The sequence below is a fragment of the Nitratireductor sp. StC3 genome, assembly GCF_003015025.1.
Lineage (GTDB): Bacteria > Pseudomonadota > Alphaproteobacteria > Rhizobiales > Rhizobiaceae > Mangrovimarina > Mangrovimarina alexandrii.
Window position 1 is genome coordinate 138,226 of sequence record NZ_PYBP01000009.1, and the last position, 13,991, is coordinate 152,216.

15 protein-coding genes and 1 tRNA gene are annotated in these 13,991 nt (G+C 66.9%); 9 read left to right on the forward strand and 7 right to left on the reverse strand.

Annotated features, from left to right (window positions below; genetic code table 11):
• Positions 1-112 precede the first annotated feature (112 nt).
• From C7T96_RS17900 to C7T96_RS17915, 4 genes are all read left to right on the forward strand, one after another.
• Positions 113-1,288 carry an iron-containing alcohol dehydrogenase gene (locus C7T96_RS17900; RefSeq protein ID WP_106572611.1) on the forward strand — a complete coding sequence of 392 codons (1,176 nt, stop codon included), beginning with the start codon at positions 113-115 and terminating at the stop codon, positions 1,286-1,288.
• A gap of 30 nt (positions 1,289-1,318) precedes the next feature.
• Complete coding sequence (locus C7T96_RS17905; RefSeq protein ID WP_106572612.1) at positions 1,319-1,756, forward strand: thioesterase family protein; 438 nt, start codon at positions 1,319-1,321, stop codon at positions 1,754-1,756.
• Positions 1,753-1,956, forward strand: coding sequence for a SlyX family protein (locus C7T96_RS17910; protein ID WP_106572613.1), 204 nt, complete (start codon positions 1,753-1,755; stop codon positions 1,954-1,956). The genes C7T96_RS17905 and C7T96_RS17910 overlap by 4 nt, the downstream gene beginning before the upstream one ends.
• A gap of 97 nt (positions 1,957-2,053) precedes the next feature.
• The gene (locus C7T96_RS17915; protein WP_146149204.1) at positions 2,054-2,785 is read left to right on the forward strand and encodes an anti-sigma factor; all 732 of its coding nucleotides are present in this window, start codon (positions 2,054-2,056) and stop codon (positions 2,783-2,785) included.
• A gap of 31 nt (positions 2,786-2,816) precedes the next feature.
• Here C7T96_RS17915 and C7T96_RS17920 read toward each other — a convergent pair whose 3' ends face one another.
• From C7T96_RS17920 to C7T96_RS17940, 5 genes are all read right to left on the reverse strand, one after another.
• Positions 2,817-3,182 (reverse strand): VOC family protein, encoded by a 366-nt coding sequence (locus C7T96_RS17920; protein ID WP_106572615.1) that lies wholly within the window; start codon positions 3,180-3,182, stop codon positions 2,817-2,819.
• The gene (locus C7T96_RS17925) at positions 3,179-4,384 is read right to left on the reverse strand and encodes an MFS transporter (RefSeq protein ID WP_106572616.1); all 1,206 of its coding nucleotides are present in this window, start codon (positions 4,382-4,384) and stop codon (positions 3,179-3,181) included. Before C7T96_RS17925 ends, C7T96_RS17920 begins: the two co-directional genes overlap by 4 nt.
• 240 nt (positions 4,385-4,624) lie before the next feature.
• Positions 4,625-5,614 carry a BMP family ABC transporter substrate-binding protein gene (locus C7T96_RS17930; RefSeq protein WP_106572617.1) on the reverse strand — a complete coding sequence of 330 codons (990 nt, stop codon included), beginning with the start codon at positions 5,612-5,614 and terminating at the stop codon, positions 4,625-4,627.
• 188 nt (positions 5,615-5,802) lie between these two features.
• Complete coding sequence (gene msrA / locus C7T96_RS17935; RefSeq protein ID WP_106572618.1) at positions 5,803-6,468, reverse strand: peptide-methionine (S)-S-oxide reductase MsrA; 666 nt, start codon at positions 6,466-6,468, stop codon at positions 5,803-5,805.
• A gap of 30 nt (positions 6,469-6,498) precedes the next feature.
• Positions 6,499-6,837 carry a hypothetical protein gene (locus C7T96_RS17940; RefSeq protein ID WP_106572619.1) on the reverse strand — a complete coding sequence of 113 codons (339 nt, stop codon included), beginning with the start codon at positions 6,835-6,837 and terminating at the stop codon, positions 6,499-6,501.
• Positions 6,838-7,153: 316 nt separating this feature from the next.
• Here C7T96_RS17940 and C7T96_RS17945 point away from each other — a divergent pair.
• Positions 7,154-7,243: transfer RNA gene (locus C7T96_RS17945), tRNA-Ser, on the forward strand.
• A 265-nt stretch (positions 7,244-7,508) separates the two neighbouring features.
• Here C7T96_RS17945 and C7T96_RS17950 read toward each other — a convergent pair.
• Positions 7,509-7,997, reverse strand: coding sequence for a MarR family transcriptional regulator (locus C7T96_RS17950; RefSeq protein ID WP_127600066.1), 489 nt, complete (start codon positions 7,995-7,997; stop codon positions 7,509-7,511).
• A gap of 123 nt (positions 7,998-8,120) precedes the next feature.
• Between C7T96_RS17950 and C7T96_RS17955 the strand changes: the two genes are divergently transcribed.
• The 3 genes from C7T96_RS17955 to C7T96_RS17965 are packed head-to-tail and all read left to right on the forward strand — an operon-like array spanning position 8,121 to position 12,632.
• Positions 8,121-10,469: an FAD-dependent monooxygenase gene (locus C7T96_RS17955; RefSeq protein WP_106572621.1), complete on the forward strand. Its 2,349-nt coding sequence runs from the start codon at positions 8,121-8,123 to the stop codon at positions 10,467-10,469.
• A 30-nt stretch (positions 10,470-10,499) separates the two neighbouring features.
• Positions 10,500-12,068 (forward strand): AMP-binding protein, encoded by a 1,569-nt coding sequence (locus tag C7T96_RS17960; RefSeq protein WP_106572622.1) that lies wholly within the window; start codon positions 10,500-10,502, stop codon positions 12,066-12,068.
• Between the two features lie 3 nt (positions 12,069-12,071).
• Positions 12,072-12,632 carry a carboxymuconolactone decarboxylase family protein gene (locus C7T96_RS17965; RefSeq protein ID WP_106572623.1) on the forward strand — a complete coding sequence of 187 codons (561 nt, stop codon included), beginning with the start codon at positions 12,072-12,074 and terminating at the stop codon, positions 12,630-12,632.
• A 6-nt stretch (positions 12,633-12,638) separates the two neighbouring features.
• Here the strand turns inward: C7T96_RS17965 and C7T96_RS17970 are convergent, their stop codons facing one another.
• Positions 12,639-13,343: a glutathione S-transferase N-terminal domain-containing protein gene (locus C7T96_RS17970; RefSeq protein ID WP_106572624.1), complete on the reverse strand. Its 705-nt coding sequence runs from the start codon at positions 13,341-13,343 to the stop codon at positions 12,639-12,641.
• Between the two features lie 109 nt (positions 13,344-13,452).
• Between C7T96_RS17970 and C7T96_RS17975 the strand changes: the two genes are divergently transcribed.
• Complete coding sequence (locus C7T96_RS17975) at positions 13,453-13,977, forward strand: winged helix DNA-binding protein (protein ID WP_158264408.1); 525 nt, start codon at positions 13,453-13,455, stop codon at positions 13,975-13,977.
• Positions 13,978-13,991: the final 14 nt, after the last annotated feature.

Here is a 13,991-nt window from a genome sequence, read left to right on the forward strand (position 1 = left end):
TGTTTTTTATCGTTTGGTAAAAAACCTAGCATGGCGGCAAGCCTCTTGCCAATCCGCGCCGTCGTGGCAAGCACTCTCGACAAAAGCGCGGCGGCTTGTCAATTTTCCCGGCATGACAAATGATGCTTTCCCGCCTTTTGCGTTCAATACCACGCCATCGGTCCGGTTCGAGGCAGGGGCGGCCCGCCGCTTCGGTGCGATCGCCGGGCCTATCCTCGGCGCGAGGATTTTGTTCGTCACCGACCCCGGCCTGCGCGCCCTCGGCCTTTGCGATGCCGCTCTGGCCTCGCTCGAAGAAGCCGGAATCGCGGTGACGATCTTCGATCGGGTCGAGGCCGATCCGTCGCTGGCCACGCTGACGGCCGCGGTCGAGACCGGCCGGGCCGCCGGCGTTACCGGCGTCGCCGGCTTCGGTGGCGGTTCGTCGCTTGACGTCGCCAAGCTCGCCGCGCTGCTCACCGGCTCAGGCGAAGACCTCGACGCGGCCTGGGGCGTGGGCAATGCCAAGGGACCGCGCCTGCCGCTGGCGCTGGTGCCGACCACGGCCGGCACGGGCTCCGAAGTGACACCGGTCTCGATCATTACCGTCGGCGAGGAGGAAAAGCGCGGCGTTTCGAGCCCGCTCATCCTGCCCGACATCGCCGTGCTCGACCCGGAGCTGACGCTGGGCCTGCCGCCGGCGATCACCGCGGCGACCGGCATCGACGCCATGGTGCACGCCATCGAGGCCTACGCCTCCAAAAGCGCCAACAACAATCCGCTGTCGAAAATGCTGGCACGCCAGGCCCTGCAGCTTCTGGGCGCGCATATCGAAACCGCCGTCTTCGCAGGCCACGATATGGCCGCGCGCAGCGCGATGCTGCTCGGCTCGATGCTGGCCGGACAGGCCTTCGCCAATTCGCCGGTCGCGGCCGTGCATGCGCTGGCCTATCCGATCGGCGGCACGTTCCACGTCCCCCACGGCCTGTCGAACGCGCTGGTGTTGCCGCATGTGCTGCGCTTCAATGCGCCGGAGGCAGCCGGGCTCTACGCGGAGATCGCCGCCGACGCCTTTCCCGAACTGGCACATGAAGACGGCACGCAGGGACGGTGCGGCAGCTTCATCGAAGCCCTGGCCGCACTGTCGAAAAAGCTCGGACTGCCCGCCCAATTGCGCGAAGTCGGCATCGGCGAGGAGCACCTTGCCAAGATGGCGGCCGACGCGATGAAGCAGACGCGGCTTCTGGTCAACAATCCCCGCGAACTGCGCGAGGCCGACGCGCTGGCGATCTACCGGGCGGCGTGGTGAGGTCCGGCGGCGGCTCAGGGGAGAAAACCGATGGCTGATCGTCCGGCCCCCGCCACGCGCGCGGCCTATCGCGCCTTCCGCCCGATCACGACCCGCTGGATGGACAACGACATCTACGGCCACATGAACAACGTGGTGCATTATTCGCTGTTCGACACGGCGGTGAACGGCTGGCTGATCGACCAGGGTGTGCTCGACATTCACGGCGGCGACCGGATCGGGCTTGTGGTGGAAACGGGCTGCCGCTATTTCAGCGAACTCGCCTTTCCCGACACCGTCACCGCCGGTCTGCGGGTCGCGCGGCTCGGCAGGTCTTCCGTGCGCTACGAGGTGGGACTGTTTCGCAACCGGGACGACCACGCGGCGGCCGAAGGGTTTTTCGTACATGTCTACGTGGATCGCGCAACACGACGTCCCGAACCGCTCGCCGATGCGCTGCGCTCCGCACTTGAAGGCATAATCGCATGAAACAGGACCGCATCGCGACCTTGGAAATGATCGTCGCCGAGCAGGAACGCACGATCGAGGACCTGTCGGGCGAGATCGCCGCGCAATGGACGACGATCGAACGCCTGCAAGCGCAACTCGACCGGCTGACCCAGCGCTTTCTGGCACTTGAGGAACAGACCGCACCCGAGGTTCCGGTCACGAAACCGCCGCACTGGTGACGTCCGGCCCGGGAGACTGGCGCAACGCAATTCGGTTTCCTTGGCAAGCCATTGGCTCTAGGATTTCAGGGGAACGGACGGGTCGCGGGTGTTTTCGATGACTAGCGACAGGGAGCGCATGGCGCGCGCGGACGATTTCGTCATGGGCCGGATGAACGAGGCCGAGCGCGAGCGCGCGGAAAAGGATCTGGAGCGCGATCCCGCGTTTCGCGAGGCGGTGATGCGGCTTGCCCAAAGGCTGCGCGGTCCCGCCGCCGACGGCGCCACGCCGCGTGGCGAGGTATGGCGGACGGTGCAGACCGGCATTGCCGCGCTGCCGCACATGAACCCCGCCCCGCCCGCGCGTTCGAGGCGGGCGAGCGGCGATGCGCACCCGCAGCCTAACGCCTCCGCGCAGGCGCTCGGCGGCTGGCGCGGCGCGGCGGTCGCGGTCTGCCTTGCCGCCGCCTTCGGCATCGGCATGGTGGCGGGCACGATCGGCGCCAGCCAGGACAGACGCGCCGTCGCCCTGCTCGACGATGCCCAGGGCATGCCACGGGCGCTGGTGGAAGACTTCACCGACGGGACATTGCACTTTCAGCCGCTCGCCCTGGCCGACCTTCCCGTGGGTGCGGTGTTGCGGCTTTGGGCGATCGGCGACGCGTCGGAGGGCGCGGTGGCGCTGGGCACGGTTGCCGCCGCCGGGTCGACGCGGCTCAGCGTGCCGAGCGGCGGCATCGCCTGGACCGCACGCGGCTATCGCCTCACGCTGGCAGATGCGGAAACGGACGGCAGCCCGGGAACGGCGCTCGCGCAAGGTCCGCGCAACGAGACCGTTCCGGGCCGTTGACACGCACGCCACCGCCCCGCCGCCGGCCGGATCAGGCAGCAGGGCCTGCCGGCTCCCACAATTCGACCGGATTGCCCTCCGGGTCGTGAATACGGCAGAAGCGTCCGACCTCGGAATCCCACTCGGCGCGCGTTTCGACCGCGATGCCGGCCTGTTTGAGCTTCGCCATCATCGCGTCGAGGTCATCGACGCGGAAATTGATCATCCAGGCCTGGTCGGGGCGGCCGAAATAGTCCGTATCGTGCGCGAACGGGGCAAACACCGTCGCGCCGGCCTCCTGGCGCCAGACCGACATGGTGATGTCGTTCACGCCGAGATGGGTTTCGTACCAGGCCGCCAGCGCCCGGGGATCGCGGGCGCGAAAGAAAAATCCGCCAATGCCTGTCACCTTGGTCATGCCAGCCTCCGGCGCCGCGCCAGAAGCGGCGCCATGCACGCAAAACCGAGCAGGCTGAAGGCGGCCAGCGTCCAGCCGAAACCCGCCCAGCCGAATTGTCCGATAATATAGCCGGCCAGCGGCGGCCCGGCGAGCGTGCCGAGCCCGCCCGACTGGGCGATCAGGCCGATGACGATCGCCGACGACCCGCCCGGCGGCACGATGAAGGGCACGCTGGCGAAAATGGCGGCGGCAACGACCCCGCCGGCAACCGCGAAGACCATCGCCGAGACCGTCGCCACAATCGGGTCGGCAGCGCCGAAAAACGGCACCGCACTCGCCGCGCTGGCCAGGAACCCGGCCATGACGACAAGGGCGGCGAACCGGGCGTCGCCGCCCTTGAGCAGGACGCCGGCAAGCACGTTGCCGAGCGGAACCAGCAGCGCGATCATGCCGGCAGACAGCGCCACCGCCGGCCCCTCGGCGACGAAGCTCGGCAGAAAGGTGAAAAAGCCGATCGACAGGATGACGTAGATGCCGAAGGCGAGCGCGGAGAGCGCGACCGACGCCGAAAACGACGACGCCATGCGCGCGGCGCCCGGTGTATCGGCGACCTGTCGCGTCGTGTCGGCGATCGGCTCGAGGCCGCGCGCCAGCCACGCGGCGAGCGCGGCCAGGACGATGAACGACACCACGCTGACCAGCAGGAATGATTGCGGCTCATGGGCCGGCAACATGGCGGCGGACAGGAAATCGGCCACCGCGTAACCGAGCGGCACGAAGCCGCCCCAGATGGCGAGCGCCGGCGCCTTCAGCCGCTCTGGCGCGAGCGTGGCGAGCAGCGCGGGGATCGCGATCACCAGGATGAGATAGCCGAACGCCTCGACCAGCCGCGCGGCAAGCGCGGCGAGCGGGCCGTCGAAAAGCGCCAGGCCGACACCGCCGGCGCCAAGCGCGATCGCCGACACCAGATAGGAGCGGTAGAGCCCGGCCCGGTCGATGGCGAAGGCGGCCGGCAGGGCGGCGAGCGCCACGAACAGGCCGAGCGTTGAGGTCAGCCAACCGACCATGACCAGCGAAAAGCCGGCTTCGGCGCGATACCAGGCGACCAGCGGCGCGATCTTGCCCAGCTGGGTTCCCGCCAGGATACCGGCAAGAAGCAGGAAGACGAGGGCGGCGATGCGGCGCGGTCCTGCGGCTGCGGGGGTCGGGTCCTGCCTCATGCGCGCTCCATGGTCTGCCGCCGATCCGGCCGGCGGCCTGAATAGCGCGTCGGCGCGCGCTGCAAAATGGCCCACAGCACCCGGCCGGGAAGACCACCTGCCATGGGCGGATCGGGCCTGGCGTCGCCCCGCGACCATACAAGCCGAAGCGGACCGTCATCGGATGCGGTCGCCTGCGCCCAACGAAAAGCCGCCGAGCACGGGCCCGGCGGCTTTTTTGGCTCGAACGGCCCGTGCCGATCAGTACGGGCAGGAATTGTCGGACATGTAGTCGTGGACCTTGATATCGCCGGCGATGATCTCGGCCTTGGCCTTTTCGACCGCGTCGATCATTTCCTGGCTGACGAGGTCCTTGTTGTTTTCGTCCATGGCGTAACCGACGCCGTTCTCGGCCAGGCCGAGCACATTGATGCCGGTTTCGAATTCGTCGTTCATGGCGTCCGTGAAGGCGTCGTAGACCGCCACATCGACGCGCTTGAGCATCGAGGTCAGCACATGGCCCGGCTGCAGGTGGTTCTGGTTGGAATCGACACCGATGCCGAGCTTGCCGGCGTCGGCCGCCGCCTGCAGGACACCCACGCCGGTGCCGCCGGCCGCGGCGTAGATGACGTCGGCGCCCTGGTCCATCTGCGACTTGGCGATCTCGCCGCCCTTGGTCGGGTCGTTCCAGGCCGCCGGCGTGTCGCCGGTCATGTTCTGGATGACGTCGGTGGCCCCGGCCGCCTTGGCGCCGCCGACATAGCCGCAGCCGAACTTGCGGATCAGCGGGATGTCCATGCCGCCGACGAAACCGACCTTCTTGCTGTCGGAGGCCATCGCCGCCATCATGCCGACCAGATAGGAGCCTTCGTGCTCGTTATAGACGACCGAGCGCACGTTCGGCGCATCGACCACCATGTCGATAATGGCGAAATCGGTGTCGGGATATTCCGCCGCCACCTTTTCCAGCGCCGCGGCCCAGGAAAAGCCCGCCATCACGATCGGGTCGCGACCGTCCTCGGCGAAGCGGCGCAGCGCCTGCTCGCGCTGGGCGTCGTTGGAGATCTCGAACTCGACATATTCGATGCCGGTCTCCTGCTTGAACTTCTCCGCGCCGTTGAACGAGGCCTCGTTGAAGGATTTGTCGAACTTGCCGCCCAGGTCGAACAGCAGGCCGGGCTTGATGTCCGCGGCCAAGGCCGGGACGGTGAAAACGGTTGCGGCCAGGAGGCCGAATACGAAACGCTTCATGTGATCCACACCCTGTTGGTCTTGCGTACGGTTCTTGTCTGGCTTCGCGCGCCGGCGCGCGGCCGCGCTTGGCCCCGCGGGTTCGTCGCCCGCTCGGCCTTTTACTGTTGCATGGCGTCGCGCAAAATTCACGCGGAAATTTGACCTTCCGGACAAGGGCCTCGGCACAGGAGACCGGCACCGGCTTTCTAGCCCGCCGCGGCGGCCGGCGGCGGGCAGGACAGGCCGGTGCCCTTCAAGCCGCAATAGCCGGACGGGTTCTTGGCCAGATATTGCTGGTGCTCGGCCTCGGCGAAATAAAAGGCCGGGGCGGGGACAATCTCGGTGGTGATGCGGCCGCGCCCGGCGCCGGTCAAGACCGCCTGATAGACATCGCGTGCGGCCAGCGCGGCCTGCGACTGGGCCTCGTTTGCCGTATAGATCGCCGAACGGTAGGCGGTGCCGACATCGTTGCCCTGGCGCATGCGCTGGGTCGGGTCGTGGCTTTCCCAGAACAGTTTCAGCAGATCGTGGTAGGAGATCGCGGTCGGATCGAACACCACGAGCACGATTTCGGCATGGCCGGTCAGCCCGGTACAGGTTTCCTGATAGGTCGGGTTGGGGGTGAAACCGCCGGCATAACCGACCGCGGTGACCCACACGCCCGGCGTCTGCCAGAACAGCCGCTCCGCGCCCCAGAAACAGCCCATGCCGAAATAGGCGCGTTCCAAACCCTGCGGATAAGGCCCGCGCAACGGCCTTTTCGACACGGCGTGGCGGGCCGCAGTGGCGATCGGCTTGGCGCGGCCTGGCAACGCCTCGTCGGCGGTCGGCAAGGTGAGTTTCTTGTTCAGCATATCGCTTAAAAAGAACATCGTTGTTTGCTCCGCTTCCGCACCGGCGGTTCAGGACAGGCTGCGACTGGCGCGGCCGAGCGGACCACCGCGCCGGCGCGGCCGCCTGCCGATCAGATAAAGCAGCAAAGCGAGGCCGAAAAACACCGCAAAACCCGGCAGGGTGAGAATGCGGATCATCACCGGATCCCACAGCAGCGGATGGACATATCGCTGGGTGAGTGCCTGGGCGAGGTTGAGCGTGTCGGGCGAGACCGCATACCAGCTCGTGCCGAGCGGGGTGAAGACCAGCGCCGAGGAGGCGACCGAACGGGTGGCGTCGAGCACGGCCATGATGACGGCAACGGCCAGCGCGATCGTTGCCAGAAGCCGGAAAACAAACCTGATCATCGTGTTGTGTCCGCCATGAGACGTCCCCTTCGCCCGCGCCCGGGCCTCGACGCCGCCCCCTTTTATGGCCAACCGCGCGGCGCTTCAATCGCCACACATGAATGTGACATCCCACGCCGCCGGCCGCGCGGGGCAAGCGGTGGTGATTCTTGCTTGGTCGTCGTAGAACCGAGCCGGTTGCGCCCCGCCCGGGCATGCGCGCGGCGGGCGTCGGCCGGCCGGCGCCAAATTCCGTGTCGCGACGGCTTGGCATTCGCGGCCATATCGACTAGATGAGCGCGGATGACCGGTCCGCCCGCGCGGACGCGTCGCCTGCGGAGAGGTGGCCGAGTGGTTGAAGGCGCACGCCTGGAACGCGTGTATACGGGCAACCGTATCGAGGGTTCGAATCCCTCTCTCTCCGCCATCTCTTTTTCTTTATATTTTTCAATCACTTAGATGAAAGCAACGCCATCCGGCGGATGGATTAATGCCAGCTAGCGGCGCGGCGCCCGTCGAAGCCGGGCTGGCAGCGCGGCGCGGCCTTTGTTGCGTCCGCCGAATCTCCGGTCCGGCGGAAGCGGAGGGCTCGATAAAGCCCGTGGCGCGCGGGTCGCGCATCAGGTTCCGCGCAGGCCGGATGCGATGCCCGGCCACGGTCGAAAAGGTCGGATCCCGATCCAAAGCCATGCTCAGCGCCGCAGCGACTGCGCATTCGCCTTCATGCGCTGCAGGAGACGGCAGAGCTGACGGTAGTCGTCGTCGGAAAAATCCCGGAACAACTGGGCGCGCAACGTGCGCACGCCGAGATTGCTCGCCTCCAGCAGGCCCCGCCCCTTGCCGGTTATCGCGACGATCGAAATGCGCTTGTCGTGCGAGAATGCCTGCTTGCTGACCAGGCCGTCGGCGATCAGGCGATCGACGAGACGGCTCGTCACCGTGCGCTCGATCACCGAAAGTTCGGCCAGGTCCAGCAGCGACATCGGGCCGCGCTCGTCGAGGCACGACAGGATGCGCCAGCCGGTGAGCTTCAGCCCCGAGGGCCTGAGCGCGCTTTCCATCTGATCGCGGTTGAGACGCTGCAGGAAGGAGATCAGATATTCCGGCGCGTCGACCAGCGGCTCATCGGGCCGCGGCACGCACGCCTCGCCGTCGATCTCCAGCATCTCGTCCGTTGCCAAGGCCCGTTCCTTTCCGGCTGTCCACGCCCGGGGTCCAACTACCACGGTCGTGTCTTGATTGGCAATTATGTGTATGATACGTGCTTTCACACATAATTTCATTGACCGCCTGGAGCGCCATTCATGAAGATCACCGTCGTCGGAGGCGGCCCGGGGGGCCTCTATCTCGCGCTCTTGACCAAAAAGGCCCGGCCGGACTGGACGGTGGAAGTGTTCGAGCAGAACCAGGCCGACGACACGTTCGGCTTCGGCGTCGTCTTTTCCGACGAGACGCTCGACGAATTCCTGAGCCGCGACAAGCCGGTCTTCGAGCGCATGCGCGAGGAACTCGCCTACTGGCAGGATGTCGCCATTCATTTCAAAGGCGAGGAAATCCGCATCGGCGGCAACGGCTTTTGCGGCGTATCGCGCCAGACATTGCTGACCATCCTGCAGGAACGCTGCGCGCAACTGGGCGTCGCGCTGAGCTTCGGGACGACAATCGACCCGGACACGATCGCCGAACGTTTCGCCGACAGCGACGTGATCGTAGCCAGCGACGGCATCAATTCGCGCATTCGCGAGACTTTCGCCGAGGATTTCCGCCCGAAGACCGAGCTCAAGCAGAACCGCTTCTGCTGGATGGGATCGTCGCGTCCGATGGACGCGTTCAACTATTTTTTCCGCGAGACCGAACACGGCATCATCTGCGCGCATTGCTACCAGTACCAGCCCGACCGCTCGACCTGGGTGTTCGAGATGGACGAGGCGTGCTGGCAGGGGCACGGATTTTCCGAGTTCGACGAGGAGGATTCCCGACGCCGTCTCGAAGCCATCTTCGCCGAGGAGCTCGAGGGACATCCGCTGCTGCTCAACCGCTCGTTCTGGCGCCGCTTCCCGCGCGTGTTCTGCGAGACCTGGCGGTCCGGAAAAATCGCCATCCTCGGCGACGCCAAGGCGTCGGCGCATTTTTCCATCGGCTCGGGCACCAAGCTGGCGATGGAATGCGCCATCGCCCTGTCGGACGCGCTGGTGGCGCATGAGCGAGACGGCGTCGAGGCCGCCTTCGAAGCCTACGACCGCGAACGCCGCACGCCCTGCCAGATCACCCAGCACAATGCCGACGTCTCGCTTGCCTGGTTCGAGCACATGGACCGCTCATGGGATCTCGATCCGCTGCAATTCGCCATGGTGGTGATGTGTCGCGCGAAATCGGTGACCTACGACAATCTGCTGCTGCGCGATCCCGGCTTCGTGCAACGGGCCGACGACGCCTGGTATGAGCGCCATTGGCGTGAAACCGGCGAGGACGTGCGCGACATCCGCCCGACGCCGATGTTCACCCGCTTTCGCCTGCGCGACATGGAGTTGTCCAACCGGGTCGTGATGAGCGCGATGGCGCAGTACAGCGCCGACGAAAACGGCAATCCGACCGACTGGCACAAGGTGCATTACGGCTCGCACGCGATGGGCGGCATGGGATTGTTGTTCACCGAGATGACCTGCCCGTCGCCGGAGGCGCGCATCACCGAAGGCTGCACCGGCCTGTGGAGCGACGAGCACGAGCGACGCTGGCGCGAGATCGTCGATTTCGTGCATTCCCATTCGGGGGCCAAGATCTGCATGCAGCTCGGCCATGCCGGCCGCAAGGGCTCGACCCAGCTCGGCTGGCAAAAGGCCGACGTGCCGATCGCCGAGGAAAGCCGCAACTGGCCGCTCGTCTCCGCCTCGCCGATCCCGTTCGTCGACGGCGTCAACGCGGTGCCGGCCGCGCTCGACCGGGCCGGCATGGAGCGCATCCGCGACCAGTTCGTGGCCTCGACGCGGCGCGCCGCGCGCGCGGGTTTCGACATGCTCGAACTGCATTGCGCACACGGCTATCTGCTGGCCAGCTTCCTGTCGCCGCTGACCAACACGCGCAGCGACGCCTATGGCGGGCCGATCGAAAACCGGCTGCGCTGGCCGCTTGAGGTGTTTTCGGCCATGCGCGCGGAATGGCCGTCCGAACGGCCGATGTCGGTGCGGGTCTCCGGCACCGACTGGAAGGAGGGCGGCCTGTCGGAGGCGGATCTGCTCGCCATCGCGACGGCCTTTCACGAGGCCGGCTGCGACCTGATCGACGTGTCGGCCGGCCAAACGGTCGCCGACCAAGAGCCTGTTTACGGGCGCATGTTCCAGACCCATCTGGCCGAAGCCGTTCGCAACGTGCCGAAAATCGCCACGATGGCGGTCGGGGCGATCACCGAACCGGCGCAGATCAACACCATTCTGCACACCAGACGCGCCGATCTGGTCGCGCTGGCGCGGCCGCATCTGTGGAACCCGTTTTTCACCCATCAGGCCGCCGCCTGGTACGGGACCCGCAACGAGGCGATGTGGCCGAAACAATATCTGTCCGGCGCCATGCAGGCCTTCCGTGAGCAGGAAAAGACGCGTGAAAAACTCGTCGACCTGCAAAAGAAGGCCGCGCCCGGACGGCATAATCTCGCCTGACCGCGAGTTCACGAGGAGGGAGGTCCATCAATGCCGACAACCGAATTGGCGACGCTGCCGGACTGGCTGGAGGTCCACCGGCGCGAGCGCCCGAGCGCCGTCGCGATCAGCGGCGACGGCGCCGACGTCAGCTACGCCGAGCTGGCCGACGACGTTGCCAGGCTCGCGGCGGGCCTGGCGGCTTCAGGCATCGGCACGGGCGACGTCGTGGCCGCGCAATTGCCCAATGGCCGCGCGTTCGTGACCGCGTTTCTGGCCACGGCCGCGCTCGGCGCGAGCTTCCAGACGCTGCACATGCCCTATCGCAGCAAGGAATTGCGCTATCTCATCGGCCATGCCCGCGCCAAGGCGGTGTTCGCGCTCGCGGCCGCCGGCGGGACCTCGCCGGCAAGCGAAATCCTGGCGCTGCAAGCCGAGCTGCCGACACTCGAGCACGTCATCAGCGTCGGCGGAACCGTGGACGGCACCCTGTCCTACGCGGCGCTGCTGCGCTCAGAACCGATCGGGTCCACAAGCGCGGCTGGCCCCGACGACACCTATCTTCTGCTTTATACCTCCGGCACCACAGCCGAACCAAAAGGCGTGCCGCACCCCGCGCGCGCCTTTCTCGGCAACGCGTTCCGCTCCGTCGCCGAACTCGGAATCGGGCCAAACTCGCGGGTCTTGTCGGTCGCGGCCCTGTCGCATCTCTACGGGCTGTTCACCGTCCATCTGGCGCTGGCTGCCGGGGCAACGATCACGCTGCTGCCGGTTTTCCAGCCAGCCTCATTCGCCCAGGACCTCGAGGCGCTCGCGCCAACCCATGTGTTTGCCGCGCCGGCGCATTTCGCCCCCCTGGTCGCCGAGGGCACCCTGACGGCGGCGCATCTGCGTTCGGTGGAGGTGCTTTGCCTTTCTGGCACGACCGTTCCGCCCACGCTCGCCGCGGCGGTCGACGCGCTGCTTAGCCACGGCGCGGTGATCCAGCTTTGGGGGATGAGCGAATTGCAGGCCGGCACGTTCGGCCGTCCGCAAGACCCGCTCGAAACGCGCACCGGCACGGCCGGCCGGGTGTCGCCGCGCACCGAATTGCGGATCGTGGCGGAGACCGGCGAAACGGCGGCAGCCGGCGTAGAAGGCGAGCTGGAAGTACGCGGTCCGTCGGTTTTTGCCGGCTATCTCAACAACCCGGCCGAAACCGAACGCGCTTTCACCCCCGATGGCTGGTTCCGCACCGGCGACCTCGCGCGCATCGACCAGGCCGGCTATCTGACGCTCACCGGCCGGACCAAGGAACTGATCAATCGCGGCGGCGTCAAATACAATCCCGTCGAGGTCGAGTTAATCGCGATCACGCACCCGGCCGTGCTGCACTGCGCCGTGGTCGCCTATCCCGACGCCGTCCTGGGCGAGCGCGCCTGTCTGTGCGTGGAAGCCAGGCCCGGCCAGTCGATCACGCTCGACGACATCCGTGCTCTGCTGGAGGCGCGCGGCGTCGCCAAATATAAATGGCCCGAGAGGCTGGAAACGCTTGCGAAACTGCCGATGACGCCGACCCGCAAGGTCATGCGCGGCGCGCTGGCGGCAATGCTGGTCACCCCCAACCCCCAACAAGGATAGACAATGCAATACGAACTTTTCGACCCCGCGTCCGCGCCGGGCAATGCCGGCGCGCAACTTTCGGGCGTGCAAGAGAAGATGGGCGGGCTGCTGCCCAATCTCTACCGCCAGATGGCCGGCGCGCCGGTCGTGCTGGAAGCCTATCTGACGCTGACGGAGATCCTGTCCCGGTCGTCCTTCACGCCGGCCGAACAGCAGCTCGTCCTGTTGACGGCAAGCACCCGCAACGGCTGCCGCTATTGCGTTGCGGCGCATTCCTCGGGCGGGCGCATGGCCAAGCTCGACAAGGAGGCGATCGAGGCGGTACGGGCCGGCGCGCCGGCCAACGACGCCCGGCTGCAGGCGCTGCGCGGGTTCACCGAACACATGCTGGAACGGCGCGGCAAGGCCGACGAAGCGGCGATCAAGACCTTTCTCGAGGCGGGGTTCACCCAGCAGCAGGCGGCCGAACTCCTGGTCGCCCTGGCCATGAAGACGCTGTCCAACTATTTCTCGCGACTGGCCGAAACGCCGCTCGACGACTTCCTGTCGCGCATGGCCTGGGACGGCAACGACCGGGTGTAAGGCGCGCTAGCCTTCGGCCCGCTCCCGCCGCGCAGGATGGGAGCGGGCGAGACCGTCGAACAGGTCCAGCATCGCCTCGCGCCACGCGCCGACCGGGTCACCGTCCTCGAGCGGCTCGAACGGGCTGACCAGCCTGGCCCACTGCAAGACGCTGAACAGCGCATAGTCGGCATAGGCCGGCCGCGCGCCCGACAGGAACGGTGTCGTGCGCAGCACCGCGCGCGCCGGCGCGATCGCCCGTCGGAAGGCCTTGATGCGCCGCTGGCGATCGGCGGCGAGCTCTTCGAGGGTGGCGCCGAAGGCGTGCTCGAACTGGCCGCGCAGATGGGCCGCATCGGCCGCATCGACGCATGCGACCACGTCGACCGCCAGCAGCGGCACCAGAACCGGCACGACCTGCCGGTCGACCCATTGCGCGGCAAACGCCGCCAGCGCCCGCGCGGTCGCGTCGCCGAACAGGGACGGCCGGTCGGGATAATGTTCTTCGAGATAGGTGGCGATCGCCCAGGAATCGGGGATGACGCGTTCGCCGTCCACCAGGACCGGCACCTTGTCCTGGCCGCTGAAAGCGAGCGCGGCCTTGTCGCTGACGGCGACCGCCCGCAAGGCGATCGGTATGCCCTTATGGGCCAAAGCCAGGCGTGAACGCCAGGAAAACTGGCTGTAGCGCACGCCGTTGCGTCCCGCGAGTTCGTAGAGGACCATCGACATCGTTGTTGACCTTTCGTGCGCGATCGGCATAATTCATCATGAATTTAATGGTGAAATTACATTGAAACAATCGGCCAAATCCAGTGATGGTCCACTTGAGGCCGATGGTGTGTCCGCACCTCGCATCGCACCGCATTTGTCGGCCACGAGCCGCGAGGCGGCCATCACCGCCTTCGAACAGGCGCTGATCTGCGCTGCCGAGGCCTTCTACCGTTTCGCCAGCTCGCTGCTCGGTCCGGTGGCGCGCGACAACAATCTCACCGGCCAGGATTGCGTCATTCTGCAGCAGCTCGTGGTCGCGGGCTCGCCACGCAAGGTCGGCGACCTGCTGCGCTTTGCCAATCGCGACGACGCCTCCAACGTCCAGTATTCGCTGCGCAAGCTGATGAAGGCAGGACTCGCGCGTCAGGTCCGGGGCGCGTCGAAGCGCGGCACGGCCTACGAGGTGACCGCCGAGGGCGCGCGCATTTCCGCCCGGCTGGTCGCCATGCGGCGCGAATATCTGACCGCCTCGATCGGCGAGCTCAGCGATGGCGACAACCAGCTCGAGGCCCTGACCCGGGCGCTCGGACTGCTGACCGGGGTCTACGATCACGGCAGCAGGCTGATGTCGGGGCAGCGACAAGAGGACTGACACCCGGCGCGGCC